This window comes from Dyadobacter sp. CY345, from assembly GCF_021502725.1.
Taxonomy (GTDB): Bacteria; Bacteroidota; Bacteroidia; order Cytophagales; family Spirosomataceae; genus Dyadobacter.
Genome location: NZ_JAKFFS010000001.1, coordinates 1,220,090 through 1,238,364, shown reverse-complemented (window position 1 = coordinate 1,238,364; position 18,275 = coordinate 1,220,090). Strand labels below are relative to the sequence as shown.

11 protein-coding genes are annotated in these 18,275 nt (G+C 41.4%); 4 read left to right on the top strand and 7 right to left on the bottom strand.

Features of this window, described 5'->3' with window-relative positions:
- Positions 1-490: 490 nt before the first annotated feature.
- On the bottom strand, positions 491-889 hold the full coding sequence (locus L0657_RS05170) for a hypothetical protein (RefSeq protein ID WP_235149346.1): 399 nt from the start codon (positions 887-889) through the stop codon (positions 491-493).
- Positions 890-1,876: 987 nt separating this feature from the next.
- Between L0657_RS05170 and L0657_RS05165 the strand changes: the two genes are divergently transcribed.
- A complete protein-coding gene (locus tag L0657_RS05165; RefSeq protein WP_255717743.1) occupies positions 1,877-2,284 on the top strand; it encodes a VOC family protein in 408 nt (135 codons plus the stop codon).
- Between the two features lie 551 nt (positions 2,285-2,835).
- On the opposite strand, the gene L0657_RS05160 is transcribed toward L0657_RS05165, so the two are convergent.
- The 6 genes from L0657_RS05160 to L0657_RS05135 all read right to left on the bottom strand — a co-directional run bounded on the left by L0657_RS05160 (position 2,836) and on the right by L0657_RS05135 (position 12,423).
- Entirely contained in the window at positions 2,836-3,216 is a 381-nt protein-coding gene (locus L0657_RS05160) for a putative quinol monooxygenase (RefSeq protein ID WP_235149344.1), read from the bottom strand.
- Positions 3,217-3,549: 333 nt separating this feature from the next.
- Positions 3,550-4,764, bottom strand: coding sequence for an MFS transporter (locus L0657_RS05155; RefSeq protein ID WP_235149343.1), 1,215 nt, complete (start codon positions 4,762-4,764; stop codon positions 3,550-3,552).
- Between the two features lie 929 nt (positions 4,765-5,693).
- Positions 5,694-6,473, bottom strand: a complete 780-nt coding sequence (locus tag L0657_RS05150) for a hypothetical protein (protein WP_235149342.1) — start codon at positions 6,471-6,473, stop codon at positions 5,694-5,696.
- A 1,556-nt stretch (positions 6,474-8,029) separates the two neighbouring features.
- On the bottom strand, positions 8,030-10,285 hold the full coding sequence (locus L0657_RS05145; protein ID WP_235149341.1) for a T9SS type A sorting domain-containing protein: 2,256 nt from the start codon (positions 10,283-10,285) through the stop codon (positions 8,030-8,032).
- A gap of 149 nt (positions 10,286-10,434) precedes the next feature.
- Complete coding sequence (locus L0657_RS05140; RefSeq protein WP_235149340.1) at positions 10,435-11,403, bottom strand: c-type cytochrome; 969 nt, start codon at positions 11,401-11,403, stop codon at positions 10,435-10,437.
- Positions 11,404-11,442: 39 nt separating this feature from the next.
- The gene (locus L0657_RS05135; protein ID WP_235149339.1) at positions 11,443-12,423 is read right to left on the bottom strand and encodes a ScyD/ScyE family protein; all 981 of its coding nucleotides are present in this window, start codon (positions 12,421-12,423) and stop codon (positions 11,443-11,445) included.
- Between the two features lie 543 nt (positions 12,424-12,966).
- Between L0657_RS05135 and L0657_RS05130 the strand changes: the two genes are divergently transcribed.
- The 3 genes from L0657_RS05130 (at position 12,967) to L0657_RS28025 (ending at position 17,329) form a co-directional block, all read left to right on the top strand.
- Positions 12,967-16,092: a two-component regulator propeller domain-containing protein gene (locus L0657_RS05130; protein ID WP_235149338.1), complete on the top strand. Its 3,126-nt coding sequence runs from the start codon at positions 12,967-12,969 to the stop codon at positions 16,090-16,092.
- Positions 16,093-16,140: 48 nt separating this feature from the next.
- On the top strand, positions 16,141-16,773 hold the full coding sequence (locus L0657_RS05125) for a response regulator transcription factor (protein ID WP_235149337.1): 633 nt from the start codon (positions 16,141-16,143) through the stop codon (positions 16,771-16,773).
- A gap of 244 nt (positions 16,774-17,017) precedes the next feature.
- Entirely contained in the window at positions 17,018-17,329 is a 312-nt protein-coding gene (locus L0657_RS28025; RefSeq protein WP_310588260.1) for a hypothetical protein, read from the top strand.
- Positions 17,330-18,275: the final 946 nt, after the last annotated feature.

The following is an 18,275-nucleotide window of genomic DNA, read 5'->3' as shown; positions in this document are numbered from 1 at the left end:
AATGTATTTCTGACTCGAAACATTCACAAAGCATTGATCTTTGTTCTGAACTGATCGATTTACTTTATTCGGGTCAGTAGGTTTACTTAATTTTATTCCGGATAGTTTCATTTCAGCTTGTGACTCTTTCGTCCGATTGCTGATCAGGTCTCTTCGGTTCGGGGATGAGATTAATTCGTAAGCCATCGCCATCACTTTGTTTTTGATGGAGTTGTCAAGTTATTACTTTCCTTTTTTAGTATATAATGCGAATAAAGAGTTGAAAATTGGAGTGAGGAATACAGTAGGAATTTTACCGAACAAATGCACAAGTAGCCCTTTGGACGAACCGACCTTGCTTGCTCTTTGGATATCGGTTCTCTCAATGATAGCATTGAAAAATGCCTCAATTGGTTGTCTGATAGCGGATACAGCTCTGGAATATAGGTCATTAAAAGTTTTTTCGAACTGTCTCAGATTTCCGGTTCCCCTTTTTTGAGTTTTATTGGCGTTAACATTTAGCTACCTTTCTCAAGGTTAAATTTTCAAAAAATGGTTTATCAACATATATTTTATCGCCATAAAAGACTATATTGGGTACAGAAGCCCAATTTTCATTAAATACAGTCAGATCATTTTCTGAGGCTTTGATAAAAACAATACTTTCAGGATAGGGAAGTATTTTGACGCCCCCCATACCAAAAGATAAACAATGTAGTTTGACACCATAGTAATAAATACCCTTCGTGGAGCAATACCCCTTGTCGGCTATATCCCGGGCCACTGCGCCTTTTCGCTTACCGGAACAGGTTATTATTGGCATGGAGTCTAGCAGACTAATGCTCTCATTTGTGTCCTTCGGCCTGTATTCTTCTATCTTAACTACAAGCCAGTCCTTTAAAAGCTTCACTAAGCCTATTTAATCGAGTAACAAAAGCCGTATAAGATGGCAACTTTGGAAACCAATCAAAAAAGTAATTTTCAATAAACTCATACATTTGCTTGAATCTTTTCTCAAGGTTAACACAAAACAAATAAATCGTAATGATTTCTTGATCAGTAAATACGAGTGAGTTATTGTTGGTGAATCGTTGGCAACAATATTTGAGCTCATTCTCATATTTATCGCATACCTAGAAAAAAAATTTTCACTAATCTGGTTGTAATAGCTTGGTTAATCATGTATAATTTTAGTGCTTGGTGACTATACTAATATACTGACAATCAGTCTATTATTCTAATTTTCGAGCGCATTTTATCGCCATTTGTCGATAGTTTTGACCCTTAATTCGCATATATAACTGAATTCCTTTTTGCATGGCTATTGATATTATCTCCATCACTTCAAGCATGTATCTGCTTGGATTGGAAAATTCACTTAGTAAAATAATATCCTCTTTTTGACCTTGTCCCAGGATTGGACCAATTTTCCTGAACAAATTTTAGCCCTATTCCAATGAAGAGACACATAAATAGGTGGCATTCCGAGGCACTTTGCAGTACTTTTATGAAAACCTTATCAGCTCAATTTTTTATAAGAATAGTGATGTAATTAATATCTATTTTTCTAAATTATATTATCATTTTTACAAACGATTATACTATAATAAACAAATGCCTTTCGTAGCTAGGTCAAATGTCAAAAATTACACTTAAACGTACCCTTCAAATAATTAAATGAAAAATGTAACGTGTTTACAGAGTAATTTTCAATAAAATAGCTGCTCAGTTATAATAAACTATATTCCTTTTTAACCACCGAATAGTTAGACAGCTTCTAGCGGTTACAAAATTACATTGTTTGGTCTTGGGTATTGAGCCGATATCCAACTATGCTAACCAATGTGAGGGTCACCGTTTTCAAACTTTTTAACATATTATTGTATTAAAAGACTTTATGAACACTTATCAACATAGCCCCTATACGGCAGTCATTGTCCCTACACTCACCGTAAGAAATTGTCCAGATGCCATTGAATTTTATCAGAAGGCATTTGGTGCCACTGTTCTCATGTCCAACACTGATACGGATGGATCGGTGGTTGCTGAAATGGCAATTATGGGCGCAAGATTTGTTGTTGCAGACGAGTCGGAAGAGCACAAGCATTTCAGTCCGGAAAAATTGCATGGCACACCTGTCCGCATCGGATTACAGGTCGAAGATCCGGACCAGTTATTTGAATTTGCCGTAGAAGTTGGCGCAGTGGTTATCTATCCTGTCGCAGACCAAGACTATGGGTATAGATTGGGCCATCTGGTAGATCCTTTTGGTCACCATTGGGAAATCTTTAAGCCCTTAATCTAGTATTATGGATTGGATTATGCGTGAGCTGCCCAAAACTGACCGCATCACCTGTCTGATATTATATAAATAATTTGAACAACCCGCAAATTAGCATGAGAGATAGGTCGTAAGGGCCTCTTTATCGGAAAATTCTGGAAACAGAGCCCTACCCTACCGACTATATACCAGGATACATTGCTGCTCTTTAACAAGGTTGTAGTACACTAAAAAGCCTCCAGAAAATCAACAAATATGGGTGTCCTGTTGCTTAAACGAAGTAGATTAAAAATTATCTATCCAGCTAACAAGGGGTTATAGAACTGCTATGGTTTATCATTGAGAGTTTGTAAAACAGGCTTGATCCCCTCTTGAAGTTGGGGTACTGCGGTTGCTATCCTAAGTCTAGTTTGGCCTTCTAATTACTAACCCGAAAAAGCTGCTAAGTGATTTAATCAAAGGACCACCGATCAACAAGCTAATCAACCAAGGTGGTATGTTGCCTACTGACTTTACACCTTGCTCTGAGGTGACCGAATTCACTAATGGATTATTAAGTCTTTTATTTGCATCTCTTATTTCAGCTTTTTAAATATTAACGACATTGTATTTGGGTTAAGCGCATCCATGTCCACAAGCTTTAAGGTCTTTACCATTTTCAGTGTCGTTGTTTTATAATGCTGAAAATGCGGTGTCTTTAAATGCACCCGATATGCTGAGCTATCGGCGTAGATCTCTACGATCCTGATCTGGTTTGGCTGGTTCTTTATACTCATTGGAAAAATGGCAACCACACCTTTCTCCTTTTTGACAGAAGCCGCAGCTTCTTCATTCAGAATGACATTATATTGGGTCAAGTATTCCGGCAGGATTTCAATTTCAGAGATCCGCACCATCATCGTTTGTGCATTAGTCATCGTCGCGCTAAAAATCAGTAGGCAAAGTATAGTTTTCATGTTCGTATGTTTGTCCGTCGTTTTATATAGCAAAAGGTCGATCTTAGGTAACTTCTATTTTTACAGATTACTGGTTTATTACCACTTTTAAGGATTTGGCTTTCAGTTAGAATACGATTTAGCGAATACCTGAACCTTTTAACTTTACTATATTGGTATCATAGATGGTATGCATTTGTAAAACAGGACATTTATTACAGTTCATTTCCACCACCGATTTTTTATGCACCTTCTATCGGTTACATATTGGAGATACAGCTTCTACAATAAAAGATTTAAGAGATGACGACTGAGCCCCTGCGAAAAGGAATTTCAAATAATCTTATTTCTTCTTTAATACATCTTTCTATTAAATAATGCGTAAAGGCCGATTGAAGCTGAAATCACCAAACAGCCGATGCCAGCTATGAGGATAAATTTGAAATCAATAAAATCAGCAAGGTAACCCCACCCACCAGCCATAACCGCCCCACCTGCCGCAAGCGCTATGGATATGATGGAAAAAATACGAGCATAGTCTTTGGTGCCAAAAACGGAACGGACCAGCAGAGCTGTTTCCACAGTTACACCTGCATATGCCCATCCAAACAGGAATGCGCCAACAAGCATAAATACAATGTTACTTTGCCCCGTTAGCAAAAACACAAATCCTAGAATTCCAAGTCCTGTGGAAGTTAAAACACCCCTCAAGGAGCTTGTGTCATTTATCCAACCCAGTGCTACCTTACCAATGGTGACCCGCAACATGACCAAGGAAGCTACCAGGGCCGACTGCTGCACCGAATATCCGGAGCTGGTAATGTAAGTGGGTAAGAACAAATTCAATGTTGAGACTGAAATCATAAAAAAAGCAAACACAAGTAACAAATAGAAAGCGGGGCTCTTGGTAGCCTGCTGAAAGGTGATCCCCGTAGGCATTCCGCTGTTTTGTTGGTGATCACTTCCAAAAGGAGCTAAACCCATGTCCTGGAGATGACTGCGAAGCAATAATGCAAGCAGTGGAGTTACTATTAATAAAATGACAATCCCAAAGATCAGGTAGGTGTTTCTCCAACCATATTCCGCGATTAAACGACCAGCGAGTGGATTGAATAATACCCCACCCACACCCGATGCAGCACTACACAGGCCGATGAAAAAACCGACCCTGACCTTAAACCATCGATTGATTAAAACCGGATAGCTCAGATATAGAATAAAAGCAAGCGCCACACCGATCAACGTCCCCGCAGCATAAAACTGCCACACTGCCCAGAATGTTGACATACTGATATATACCAATCCTAGAATCCCGGAACTAATCGTGAGTAGCCACCTTGCGCTGAATTTTTCCATCATCCTCCCTGCAAGAGAGAGCATCAAAAAGGATAAAGCATAAATGAAGCTCATATAAAGTCCGAAGTCCCCGACAGAAACGCCAAGGTCCAAACTTACAGGTTTGTAGAAAACACCTGCACAGCTCATGACCAGTCCAATGTCAATGCCCATAATCAGGCAGCAGCAGACTACGATCACGTAGCCGTAGTGAAATTTGGGTTTGCTTGGCATGTTTAATTCTTTTCAGGTTGTAGCGGGCCGTAAAAGAACGATGCGGTGGCACCGCCATCAATGAGAAAGTCGGCACCAGTTATGAATGCCCCCTTTTCAGAGGTAAGCCGATCCAAGTACTTCGAAAAGGCGATGCGGTGAAATGTCCGCCTGACACGCCGCATTGGCACGGCGCTTCTCCCGAAACCGGCTTTGTTCAAATGGCTGTCACGCCTAATCATGCTAACGGAAGGGTCCGGTGGCTACAACCCGTGACCACTGCTGAATACACGAAAACAAAATGATTTGGCTTTGACCGTCAAAAGAGGGCACATCCATGCCCAAGGATTAAAACTTACACATACTTTAAAAAGCCTGGCCAGTATTTTTTTATAAACCCAACTATCTCAGAGTTTAATGAGACTGGCAGCCCTTGGATATTTGTTTTGAGCGAGTAACTATCGGTTCAAAATGATATTGCAAGCTTTAAGTGAGACGGCTATGCAGCGATTCGAAGGTTGAATTACGCATTAAGGTGTACTCCTTCTGTTTAGCGAACTGAAATATACGGTCTATCAACTTGAAAGCTAAGTGTAAACTTCAAAATTGTCTTGCACTATTTTAACAGGATTATTTTGCACAGCCTGGTTCATTCAAACCGTGGTTTTTCCGTACTCTTTGACCCTTCTATTTTTCTCACTTTTGATTCCTAAAATGCCCAATCACTATACTTCGAAATTACGATTTAGTGGTACACCGAAACAAATTACTGTATAGTGCAAAATGGTACGTTAAATTATACTATTTGGAATGTGACCAGTCCTAAATATTGGTACCTATATCACGGCAATTTAATTCTGAAATTTTCGTGCAAAAGAGTCCTAAAGTTTACAAGCTAAGATTCAGGTTATCGTCCAAATTACGCTTTAACGACGGTTTTTTATTGCAATTCACATAGATAAGCGATCCATTAAAATTGTTACGAACCGCTGATGATCCAAACGGAATAGATTTTCATTCTCGCCGATCCAGCAAATGACCTTATCTGCCATACGCCCAGCCATCATGTTATCGCCAGTCGACGCTTGTCCATGACCGAGAAGCATGTAGAACTCACCGTCCACCTCAACACCCGTAGTATATCCCATTTTTCTTAACACTCCCAGATCCTCGTCACTTAGCTCCTCAAACCAACCCACTGCCGATCTTGATTGCCTGTCTGCAATCGAGCTCTCCCAATTCCGTTGGAAAATGCGTAGCAAATCGCGGTCACTCCAGACGTTAGGATCTTTGTGGTGCTTGACATCAATAAAATAAGCAATTGAATCCGTGAATCTGACAAATAGTAACGACCCAGTCCTCGAATTGAAGAAATCCTTAGGATTCTTCTTGTCTTTACTCAAATGTAAATGATGAATTCCCCAGTCGTTGAATAGCAGGTCATGGTAATCCGAATTGAAAGACTCCTTGCTTTGGAATGGATTAAGGTCATAGCCAACAGCTGCCCGATATAGAATTTCTATGATACCTTCGTTGTATGGTGAGCACGTTATCTTTGGGGCAAGCTCCTTTGAAACCAAAACCTGTCGCTTCTTCGCTAAAATATACTTCAGACGAAAATTAAAATAGCGAGTCAATCGTAGATCGACACGATCTTGCTTTTGATTTTTAATCCCGAAATGAATGAAATACTGATCAAGCAGATCATTTATTGTTTTTTCGGCAAACATTGCAGCAGGGTGAGAAGATGGAGTTAGGTCAAAACTAAAACATTCCTAAATTAGTTATTAGATAAAAAAATAGTGAAACTGTACCGATTTAAAGTATCAACATCAAAACAGCGCCTCTGCCGGTTTCCTTCATGATTTAAAAATTCAAAAAGTGTACTGATTTAAACATTAGTTTATTTCAGTACAGTCGCTCTAAATTTTAGGACTAAATTTAAGAAGCCAAGAGGGTCGCAGAAATTTCAGTACAATTAAATTTTCCTCAATATCCACAATCCATGCAAGTTAAAATAACATGGGAACAAGCATTTAAAATAAGCTATTTGAAGATTCTAGTTTAAAACCGGATTTACTTGATCGAATCTAATTAATGGTCGTTTTTTAATAGCATATCTCTCAACAATTCGTCCCAATAAACCACTTTTTTCGAGTATAAGACAGTAAAATTTAAAGAATCGCCAACGCGCTACCAGAGTTGGCTCCCAAAAGCAAACCAATATTTTAGAAAGATCTAATGACACCTCGCCATGGGAAATTTTTGTGTGTTCTATCTTCCGAGTCAGGCGGTTAGCCAAACCAATTCACGTCATCACTTTTTTACAATAGGATTTCAACTGGCAGGATCTTCCATTATGTTTTCCATTTTAGATTCAACGATATCAAGAATATCCTACTTAACCTGCATATAATTCCGGATTATCAGGGACGGATCGATTTTTCTGATTTCCGGTATCGGTTGGTAACTATCCTGCTCTACTTTGAGCGCCTTGTGACCATCCAAAATCTCACAATGGAACGCTTTTAAATCAATCTTTTGCTCTGGATTATCAGCAACCAGACCGACAAACTTCCCCGGGGACAGAGAAGAAATCTTCGAATGTGGAATAGCTGAATCGAGCTGCTTGGATTTGCTAACCGAGGTATCCTTCGATTAATATAAAAGCTTGTCCTGTCCTGCATGATCTTACCGAAACGCTCGGAAAGCTTATGGATCAAAACGAAAATCATTTATAGAGTCTGCTCAGCAAACATATTCTCAGTCAAAATCCAGAAATCCTTCAGGAACAATTTCTAAAATTAAATGGATCGTTATGAAAGAAAACGACCAGATGATTGTCGGCCTACAAATGGGCTGGCAATGGTATTATCATGAAAAGAGGGAAAATATATAGAAACCTTGAATACAACAAAAAGGGATCTAGATATGCCTGTTTATCTGCCTTGAACCAGACCAGGGGCTGCAGAGAAACTGATTCAGCTAGAAGCTTTACATTGCCACAGACTTGCACCAATGTAAAAGAGACAAGAGCAGCCGAAGACATAACGCACGATAATTAAAACAGTTATATTACGATCGCACCGCCTAAATGCTCATTTTGGCAATGAAATTTTATCAATGACATGCATCTAACTCTGGCAGGGGCATTTTCTCCAGAAAAGTGAACATCCAATCCGGCTATCGGGCAAGTTAGAATGTTCTGAATTTACATGTAACGTAGATTATAAAATTTAATCGATCTTATCCCCATTTGGTGGCTTCTGCCTGTTTTATCAAACTTCTATTTAACAAGCAGTACCTTCTGTGTGCTGACAGAACCATCAAATCGGATTAAAGTAATTATGTAAAAACCTTGTTGCAACTTTGTAACGTCAATTCCCTCTGCTGAAATCTTTGGGGTTTCGACGATTTTTACACCTGAAGCATTAAACATTGTAAATTGCTTCACCTGATCGTAATTACTTATCATCACCCTGCTACTCGTTGGGTTGGGATAGGCAGTGAGTGTCAGATTTTTATCCAGAGATATACTAACAATTCTGCTGAATGCGAAGGTGTTGTCAGCATCTATCATTTTCAGGCGGTATAAGTTTAGACCATCCGAAGGAGTCTTATGCTCAAATGTATAATTTATCTGAACACTACTTTCACCTCTTGCCGCAACAGTTCCAACAAAACTCCATGTTTTACCATTCAAACTATGTTCAACCTCGAAGCGATCAGCATTCAATTCCTCCGTCGTTATCCAATCAAGTGATACATTTTGCTCATGCACCGAAGCTTCGAAAGTTTTCAGTTTCACTGGAAGTGGATCCGCAAATGCTAGAAAGTAATCCTCCACTTCACCATCAGCGGCAGCGCCTTTGAAATTTCCAGCCGTTAGTGTACCTGTCGTCAACCTGAATCTTGCATATACCCCGGACATACCCGTTGCGTAGACGAGTGATGCCGCCGGCCATACCAAAGTTGTTCCGGTGCTGGCTGGTGCCAATGTCTTACAAATTCCTTCTCCTGCCTCAAAGGTTCCATTATTGTTCCAGTCAATCCAACCGCATAGGTTAGCAGTAGATGTTGTGGCATTTACGGCAGAAACATTGACAGTGTAATTCGTAATTGTGCTGCTCGCTCCGCCAGTAATTGCGGGGAATGCCGAAACTCCATCTTCATCATTGATACCGGTCTCATTATCACCCTTTGCAGTCGAGCCCGGATCAGCGCCTAACTCAGGATCGATCTTGCTGCCCAGTGTTAATAAGTTTGTTATTTTGTGTGATGCCCCAATACTGGCTGTCTGCGTGCCGTAAGTATCAGGAGCATCTCCATAATCATGCCCTTCATTAACAAACTCCAAATGCACTGTTTCCCCTCCCGCAATCGTGAGGGTTGCACTGCGGGACGCGAGGTTTTTAGTCACAGAACCTCCTGCTGTATTTATGCTGGTAAGTTGCCAGGCAGAAGCATTCTCTACTACCGTATAGCTTCCGGCAGGAACAGTGAAAATGATACTGTTACTTGCTGTCGAGGAACGGACAGCATGATCATTCATCCAGCTGCCATCTTGCCTGCGCTGAAAAATCCTTCCCCGAAGCATGTTAGCCACATTACTTTTAGCATTGGATGTAATGATGGGAGTATCCCCCTCACTTCCGACCGATATACCAGCCGCATTGCTGCCGGACCCGACGCCACTTGAGCTTGGATCAACTACCCAATTCCCACTGGTCAAACGATAACAACGTGTAGCGTTGACAGCCCAAACACTGCCATCCACTGCAACCGCAATATCGTTGAATGATAAAGCAGATGTATTATATGTTTGGGAAATAGTAGCAGTAAGATTATCTGCCGAGAACACCACGTGATATACCTGTCCTGCTGTTTCATTAAGTACATAAACAGAGCCATCCTGAGCTACATCGAGGCGGCTGCCACAAATGTTTGTGTAGTTGATATAATTTGCTGGTCCTGAACGGCGCACGAGTACGTTGCAACCGGCAGTACTATTATTTGCCAGAAAAAAAACGTTCTGGCCACTACCTGAGAAAACACCGACATCAACAGCGTTGAATGTTGAAGCTGTTTGCTGAACGAATCCTGAACTTTCGGTCCACAGAAACTGGGATCCTTGTTGATTGATAAGGACTGCTGTACCTAAGGTGTTTACATCTATCCGGGTTCCCGAGCCACCCGTTTGTATCCAGTCGGCCGAACCTGCCGTCCTATAATAAACGTTTCCATTACCGGTTCCTGATGCAGGAGCAGCGACAACCCACATCGTGTTGTTGTTCCCTATACCCAAATCCTGTACTGAGATAAATGCGGGATCGTCATTCAACGTGAAGGATGAACTGGACGGAATATTGGAGGTAAAGCCAAAGTTTGCACCAGGAGAAAAGTCCAGCTCTACTTTTTTAGAAACAACGATAGTTCCCTGTCCCTGAACATTAAAAAACGATACAATACCGGCGAATGCCATGGTACACACCAGTCTTTTGATAAAAACAGATTCTGCAAGCGTTTGAAGTAATTTTTTCATAATGGAGTAGTAGTTGGTTAAATAACAAATGACCGATACACACAATCGCTTGATACCTTAATTGGTCAACAGCACATATTTTTAGGCTCTATAATCAGGATTTCTAAAAATTAGATAGGATTTACAGGCTTAGTTATCTGATATTTTCGCTACTTCTTTTCAATTCTTGCAACCTGATGATTGATAGGTTGAATTGTATTTAGGTAAGCATAAATAGCGCCCAGATCCTGCTCCTTCATACCCGCGTACATTGTCCACGGCATAGGTGTGTTGATTTCACCAGGCAGTAGCTTGGGGGAAACATAGCCACTATCAATGTAGGCTTTGAAACGGGCAACAAAAGCTTCTTTTGTCCAGTTTCCTATGCCATTTTCTTTGTGCATCGTGATGTTAGGCGAGCGAATAATACCATTCGCGCTGGCGAATTCCATACCTCCTCCAAATTCTGTTCCTGGAATTATTTTGCCCTTATCTGTCTGGCTATGGCAATCGACACATCCCGTCGCAGTGATAAGATACTTTCCGTAAGCCAACTGATCCTCTTCCGCAGGCCGGGTTGCAAAAGAAGCTTTTTGAGGCATTGTATTGATAAGGATGTTGACAGGGAAATCCGGTTCAGACTTAGGAATATCTTTTTTCACTGGCGGTAACTCGCGGATGTAGGCAATCACAGAATAAATATCTTCCTTATCAAGTTGACCGAAACGGTGATAAGCCATTACTGGAAACAAAGCTTTTCCGCTTTTGCTGACACCGGTTGTGACGGCACGGAAAATTTCTCCGTCCGTCCATCCGGCTAATGTGTAGGGCGTGATATTGGGTGCATAAAATCTTCCAGGAAAGCCCATTTTCTGGTTAAACTCCTCTCCTCCAACGCCCAACGCTCCGGTTAATGGTCCTGCATATTGCGACCAATCGCGGGTGCTGTGGCAATCCATACATACTGTTACATGATTTGCCAGATACTTACCACGTTCGATACGGGCCGCGGTCCGAACTATTTTTATATCCGGTGCCGGCCCAGTTTTGGGCAAGGCGGCTTTAACATAAATGATGCCTAATCCAATGATAACAGCGAGTCCGGCTAGTATTTTGCCGATGATTTTGAGTGCTTTCACTTTGATGTTCAGAAGGAATGAAGTTATAACCTTATTTTATTAATAAGTGAGCTTACTTATTGTGCCGTCCAGGTAGCTTAGCAGATAGAAAACCCTGTCACCCGCACGAACGATGCCGGTTGGCCTCGATATGTTATCAAGGAGTGTATTCCCCTCCCCATCCAACACCTTGCCCGACTTTGCTCCAAATCCCATTGCACCGAAAATGCCATGCTGAATGACAATAGGTTTGCCATTGACCGAAAGTGCAATACCGGTCAGCGTCGTGAACTTATCTTTGTGTATGCTAACAATTCCATCATTGTCAACTTGGAAAATTTTTGCACTTCCTGGTGTAAAAGGGAAACCTGTCAATGAACTTAAAAGAAATCTACTGCCGTCGTAAACAATACCGGTTGGTACAGCATCTACTCCCGGTGCTACGTCGGGGAAGTGGGCGAAGAGGCTTAATTTCCCCGTAGCCTTATCTCTTTTAATCATTGCATTGCTACCGGCGTCCACAATGAACAAGTGGCCATCTGGTCCAAACGTAAGATCATATGCATTGGAATTCAACGGATTTGTCAATGCGAGGCTCCTAACATAGTTTCCCACATCCTCAGATGGAATATCAACAAGTTTCACAGCAGCATCGCCTGTTTTGAACGACGAGACATCGGCCGTATAAAGCGTGCCATTCAGACCATGCAGAAAATACAATTTCCCCTCACGGTAGAGTAAATGACTAATTCCTTCGATCGAACCCTGGTTGGTAACCGATTTAAGACCTGCCACATATGTTGTTTTAGTACCGGACGGGGTAATCATCGACAGACTTGCATCATCATTGTTATTTCCCGTCCCAGCTTCGGTCACCCACAAATTTCCCTTGTCGTCAACCGCGATTCCGACTGGTGCTTTTAATCCGCTTACAATTGTTGAAGAGGAGAATGATTTCGCTTCCGGAATCGGTTCCATGTGGTCAATGCAACTTGGAACAGAAAGAACAAGCACGAACAATAAAAAGAATATTGTTTTCATTTCTTTGAATATTATGTTTTGGTAATAATTGAATGCAAAGGAGAAAAAAAGAACATTTGTTGAATCCCTGCCGGATGATCAGGAACAGCCACGCATAAAATGCATGGGTGCAATTTCGTAGTATTGATTTTAGGATAGTTGGCTTAACAGTTTGCTGAACACGGCAGAACGCTCCGAAAAGCTGTGAATGAGTCGTAAAAAACAGCAGCAGGATAACCGAGAGAGGACTGAAGTAGGAAAGGTATAACTTCTTCATTGCGAGTAAAGTTTAAGAATGTTGAGTAAATCGATAGATGTTAAAAACTACATATTTCAGAAGTAATCAGTGTAGTTGCCGGAAATATACAGACGCAGATTTTTCTTGTGACAAAGGAAACTAACGAGGTTACAAACCACAATAGCAAATTCTTGCTATACACGTAGTATATTGAATCGAAACACCTTTTTGTGCCTACCGGTTAATAAGTAGTATCTGATTTTTACCGCAGTTATCAAGTTTACGCGTATATATTTGAGTTCCCTTTCAACGATATATATTATTGCATGCAAAGCAAACTTCCAGGGTTCCGGCACTTAGGACAACCAATAAAACTGTACAGCTTTGGATTTCTTCTTGTTGTATTCCAGACTTATGTATTTCCATGCAGCGCGCAAGCACCCAAAACTCGTATAAACATTCAGCTGTTAGGGCCTGAACAAGGACTGCCCACACGAAATACACGCAGTCTGTCGCAGGATGGCCGTGGATTTATGTGGGTTGGTACCGGCCTGGACCTGTGGCGGTATGATGGATATACATTTCAGAACTTCACGGGCATACTAACAAGTTCGATTGGCAGCCGCACTTTGATTAATCAGATACGGACCGGAGCCGGAGGCAATCTTTGGGTGGCGCATAACAATGGCGTCAGCATTATCGACCCAGTCAATTTTACCTGCAAAACCGTTGACCCTTCGCGTTACATTAAAGAAGTCGTTACCAAACAAAACCTTAATATTTTTTTTGACAAAAAGCAAAATGCCTGGGTATCTATATCCGCTGGCAGACTGGTGAAGATCGATAAAAATGCTGCTCCCATTGCCCTGTATACACCCCCAGCCTACTCCGGGAATACAATAAAAAGTGTAGTCACCAAGCTTTTTTGTGATGACCAAAATAACGTGTTTGCGTATAATGAAAGTAATTTCCTGGATGTGATCAATGAAAAGGCAACGCTGGTTCGACGGATCAACTTGATGGAAGCGGTGCACCCTGGTATGCATTGGAGGGTTGCCAACATTGTACAATCAGGCCCGGAAGGTATAATCATTTATTACAAACAACCGGAAAGCACAAAAAGCCGGATGCGTAAATACTTCTTTGCAAAGCAGACTTTTGGCCCTTTGCTGGAAGTTGACACGCCGATCATTCCTGACATTATTCACCAGGATTCAAAAGGGTATGCATGGTATAAAGAGAAAGAAGAAGTGGGCTTTTTAAATCAAAAAACGGGCGAGTTCACCACATTGACGAACCGGTTGCAGCAAAAATCAGGCGCTAGTATTTTTTTCTTTACCACCTTTCTGAGTTCTGATAATAGTTTTTGGATATCATGCGTCGACGGCCTCTTTAAAATCACTCTGACGCAAGAAGTTTTTAGAAAATATCTGAGTGTTCCGTTGGAAAAGCCCGGCGATATCGGCAGCAGCATCAGGGGCATTACTGAGGACAGCACTGGAAGAATTTGGGTGTGCTCATATGGCTATCACGCTGATAGTATGGCCTACATGTTCCACCAAATTGATCCGTTGCAAAATAGAGACAGGCATATGGTACTACATCGTCCAAAGAATATTCCGGGTGACCATGTGATTCCTTACAAGGTATTGTTTTCAGGAAAACAGGTTTATGCCATTACGGATGGTACCCAATTTATTAGAATCAAAACGGAGACCGAAGAGTACTACCCGGTGGAATTTCCTTTTGTCAGTGGTCGCGGCTTTACTTCATTTTATAAGTTGAATGATCACACCTTCTGGATGGGCACCTGGGGCGGAATGGCCATGATTGATATCCGGAACCTGAAGCCGGTTTTGCTGAACGACAAAGCAGGCAGTTATATAAAAAATGAACGGGTAAATCACTTCATGCCCTGGCCGAATAACCGAATTTTGGTAAGCACAACAAACGGTTTGTATATCCTGAATCAGGATGCAACCATTAAAGAACATTACGGGCAGGGTACCACAGATAAGATCAAGCTGCCTGCATTGCAAATATTTCATAGTGTCTGGCATAACAATGCATTGTGGGCCGGATCGGCGCAGGGATTGATACGCATTGATACTACATTGAAAAAAGCTCAACTTTTTACCACCGAGGATGGCCTGCCAGATAATAACATTTATGCTTCCCTGCCTGATAAACGTGGAAACCTTTGGTTAAGCACCAACAAAGGTTTATCCCGCTTCAACACCCTTACTCAAAAATTTTACAACTATGGTATTTTGGACGGTTTGCCGCATATGGAGTTCAACCATGGATCTTATCTCAAATCACAGGACGGCACACTTTATTTTGGCGGCTTGAACGGAATAGTTGCATTTGATCCTGCCCAGATTGATACCACCGTAAAAAAAGAGCACGGATTACAACTGATATCCTATTCCAAATACGATGCGGCCCAAAATAGAATAGATACAGTCACAAACCACCAGTCGAATCACCAGATCATTTTTTATCCGGACGATCGACTTTTTGCTTTTTCCTTTATGAGTCCTGATTATCACGATACTTCACTCAACCGTTTTCGCTATCAACTGGAAGGATGGGACGATGACCGCTGGCACATATTCGAAAATGGAAACAAGTTACTTTTAAGCAGTCTGCCGCCGGGCAATTACAAGCTGCGGGTACAAGTGTCTGTGGCAGGAGCGGAATGGGGAGTACAAGAATGGCAGGCCCTTATCAAAGTAGTTACACCGTGGTATAGATCTATCTGGTTTTTTATACTCAGCACGCTGGCCATTGGTTTTTTAATATACCTTTTTTACCGGTACCAGCTCGCTCAGGTTTTGCATATCCAGCAAATACGGAATGGCATCAGTGCAGATATGCACGACGAAATTGGCAGCACGCTGAGCAGTATTACTTTTTATAGCCAGGCACTGTTGATGCAAATGGATAAAGCCGAACATAAGCAGGTTGTACAAAAAATAAAAGAAAATGCCCAGCAGGTCCAGGAAGGACTCAGTGACATTGTATGGAGTGTAAAAACAGGCAGCGACGATATACAGGATGTGTTTGCCCGCATGTTTCGTTTCGGAAGCGGTATTGCAGAGTCCAAAGGTATTTCATTCCGTTTCAAAACCGACCCAAGGCTTGAAAATAGGAAGATCGACATGCAGACCCGCAAAAATCTTTACCTGATCTTTAAGGAGGCGATCAACAATGCCGCCAAGTATGCCGAATGCAATACTTTGCAGGTCAATATTAACTACGTAAATGGCGGAGTCAACATGATCATCATAGACAATGGTAAAGGATTTGACCTTGCGAATGCCAAACGGGGAAACGGCATCACAAACATGCTGCAGCGCGCAGCCCAGATGAAAGGCAAGCTCATGATACAGCCCGAAAAAGACAGAGGCACCACCATTTCGCTGGTTTTTAAGATAGAACTGATCTAACAAATATTTGCTATTTAATTCCTGTGTAAGAGTAATTAAATTTACGGGATGAGATCAAGGATTATAATTTTCGACGACAATCAGGAAAGGCTTAACAGCGTAGCAATGTTGCTGAATCTTTCTGCTGGATTTACCTGTAACGGTACTTTTCCCAATGCCAATAACCTGGTAGCTGATATCAGCAGTTCTAAACCGGACCTTGTGCTCATGGACATTGACATGCCCGGTTTAAACGGCATTGACGCAACCAAGCTTGTACGAAAACATTTTGACGCTTTGCCGGTATTGATCCAGACCAACTTTGAAGAAGATGAGCGCATCTTTGGCAGCCTGAGAGCCGGTGCAAACGGCTACATTCTAAAAAAAACAAGCCCTGAAAGATTTCTCGAAAGTTTAAGGGAGGTGCTCGATGGCGGTGCCCCAATAACAGGTAGTATTGCAGCGAAGGTTCTGAAGCACTTCTCTGCTGAAAGTCAGGCAAAAAAAGACTATCATCTTACCGAACGCGAAAAGCATATCCTTGGCTTTCTGGTAAAAGGTTATAGCTACAAGCTGATTGCATCAGCGTGTGGTATCACTTATAACACTGTTAACAATCACATTCGGAACATTTATGACAAGCTATACGTAAATAGCGCAACTGAGGCTGTCAGCCTGGCGATTAAAGAAAGGCTGGTATAACCTTTGACAAAAGGCCTTTCGTCTCCTATATAGGTGCATTTTTTTATTTTGTAAAAAGCTAAAATGCACTACTCGAAAAAATAAAAAATTAAGCAATTTATTGTCAATAGATGAAGCTAGTGTAACACACTGTAAAGGTCTGAGCTGCCGGAATGCGGGTCGCTGGAGCGATTTACTGCGGTACCGTTACATGGGATCAATGCCCGCTAATGAGGATAACAGCACCGTGGCCAAAGGCTAATTTGTGAACGATTTGCATCTCAATTACAACAAATCCCGATATGCGATTGGACTGTCGATACAAAATCTTTTCAATACGCGTTGGAAGGAAACCCAGTTTGCAACAGAAAGCCGGCTGAAAGGCAAGACTTCTCCTGTTGAAGAAATTCATTTCACCCATGGCTTGACGGGCATTCCGACGTTAATATATATTCTAATTGTTATTAATAACGCAAGCTACGCGTTAATGTCAGCAAAATGCTTGCGTATGGTGATGAATGTTTGGATATTCTTATCTCAGGTAATTATCCGGAAGAGTTTGTCGACCATGTTGTAGATATTTATCGTGATATCAACGGGTTACCAATTAGGAAGCATTAGCTGCCTAGGTCCTTTATGTCCAAATAGTTAAACTTGCACACTGCCTATATAAACCTCCCATGCCTGGAGCATTAAATCAATGGTCTGCCGTTCATCAGTAGCCATCATCGATAACCGTTTATTAAGATATAGTGATGTCAGACCATGCAGAATGGCCTAGTATTGTAATAGGACCGTCTGCGGATCGGTATATTTAAATTTATCTGTTGATATACAATCAGTCATTATGCCCAGCATGAACGGATAAGTTTCTCGAAAATTCTTAAAAGGCTGCTCTCGTTGAACCGCTTCCATTGGTGAACGAAGTATAAACATCAGATCATAATATTTTGGATACTTTACACCAAAATCAAAATATGCTTTCCCAAGATTTTTTAGCCTCAGATATTGAGTTTCATCTGCCTGGTTCTCGCTCAGATATTTAAACAGTATATCAAATGCGATTTTTTACATGTCATAGAGAATTGCATTTTTATTTTGATAATGAAGATAGATCGCAGTGGGACTTTATTCTATCTTTTGGGCAATTTTACGAATCGTTGTGTTCTCCTAGCCTTCCTGTAAATATAAATCCAGGGCAGTGTCAAGAATCAACTTTCTTGTTGCGGTATGCTTTCTTACTTTACGTTCTGTTACTTCCATTCTGAATATTAATTATGACGGATGCATGCGACCTTTTGAAAGAGAGCTTAACCAGCAAATTATCAGCACGACAGTTTTTCTGCACTGTTAATCCTCTTTGAGTGTAATAGGTGAGTATGGTCAAATAATCTCCCATGTTCTGCAATCTTGCTATTGAACATCCGGAACATTCTGTATCGGGAAAAACCTCGGTCCGCTCGCCAGTGTCATCGCAAGCGGAGAGAATGCTGACGATGATCCTAATGTGGAAAATCACCAGC

Coding starts and splice junctions, on each gene's coding strand:
- L0657_RS05130 (WP_235149338.1), top strand. CDS start 12,967: ATGCAAAGCAAACTTCCAGGGTTCCGGCACTTAGGACAACCAATAAAA.
- L0657_RS05125 (WP_235149337.1), top strand. CDS start 16,141: ATGAGATCAAGGATTATAATTTTCGACGACAATCAGGAAAGGCTTAAC.
- L0657_RS05150 (WP_235149342.1), bottom strand. CDS start 6,473: ATGTTTGCCGAAAAAACAATAAATGATCTGCTTGATCAGTATTTCATT.
- L0657_RS05155 (WP_235149343.1), bottom strand. CDS start 4,764: ATGCCAAGCAAACCCAAATTTCACTACGGCTACGTGATCGTAGTCTGC.
- L0657_RS05145 (WP_235149341.1), bottom strand. CDS start 10,285: ATGAAAAAATTACTTCAAACGCTTGCAGAATCTGTTTTTATCAAAAGA.
- L0657_RS05160 (WP_235149344.1), bottom strand. CDS start 3,216: ATGAAAACTATACTTTGCCTACTGATTTTTAGCGCGACGATGACTAAT.
- L0657_RS05165 (WP_255717743.1), top strand. CDS start 1,877: ATGAACACTTATCAACATAGCCCCTATACGGCAGTCATTGTCCCTACA.
- L0657_RS05135 (WP_235149339.1), bottom strand. CDS start 12,423: ATGAAAACAATATTCTTTTTATTGTTCGTGCTTGTTCTTTCTGTTCCA.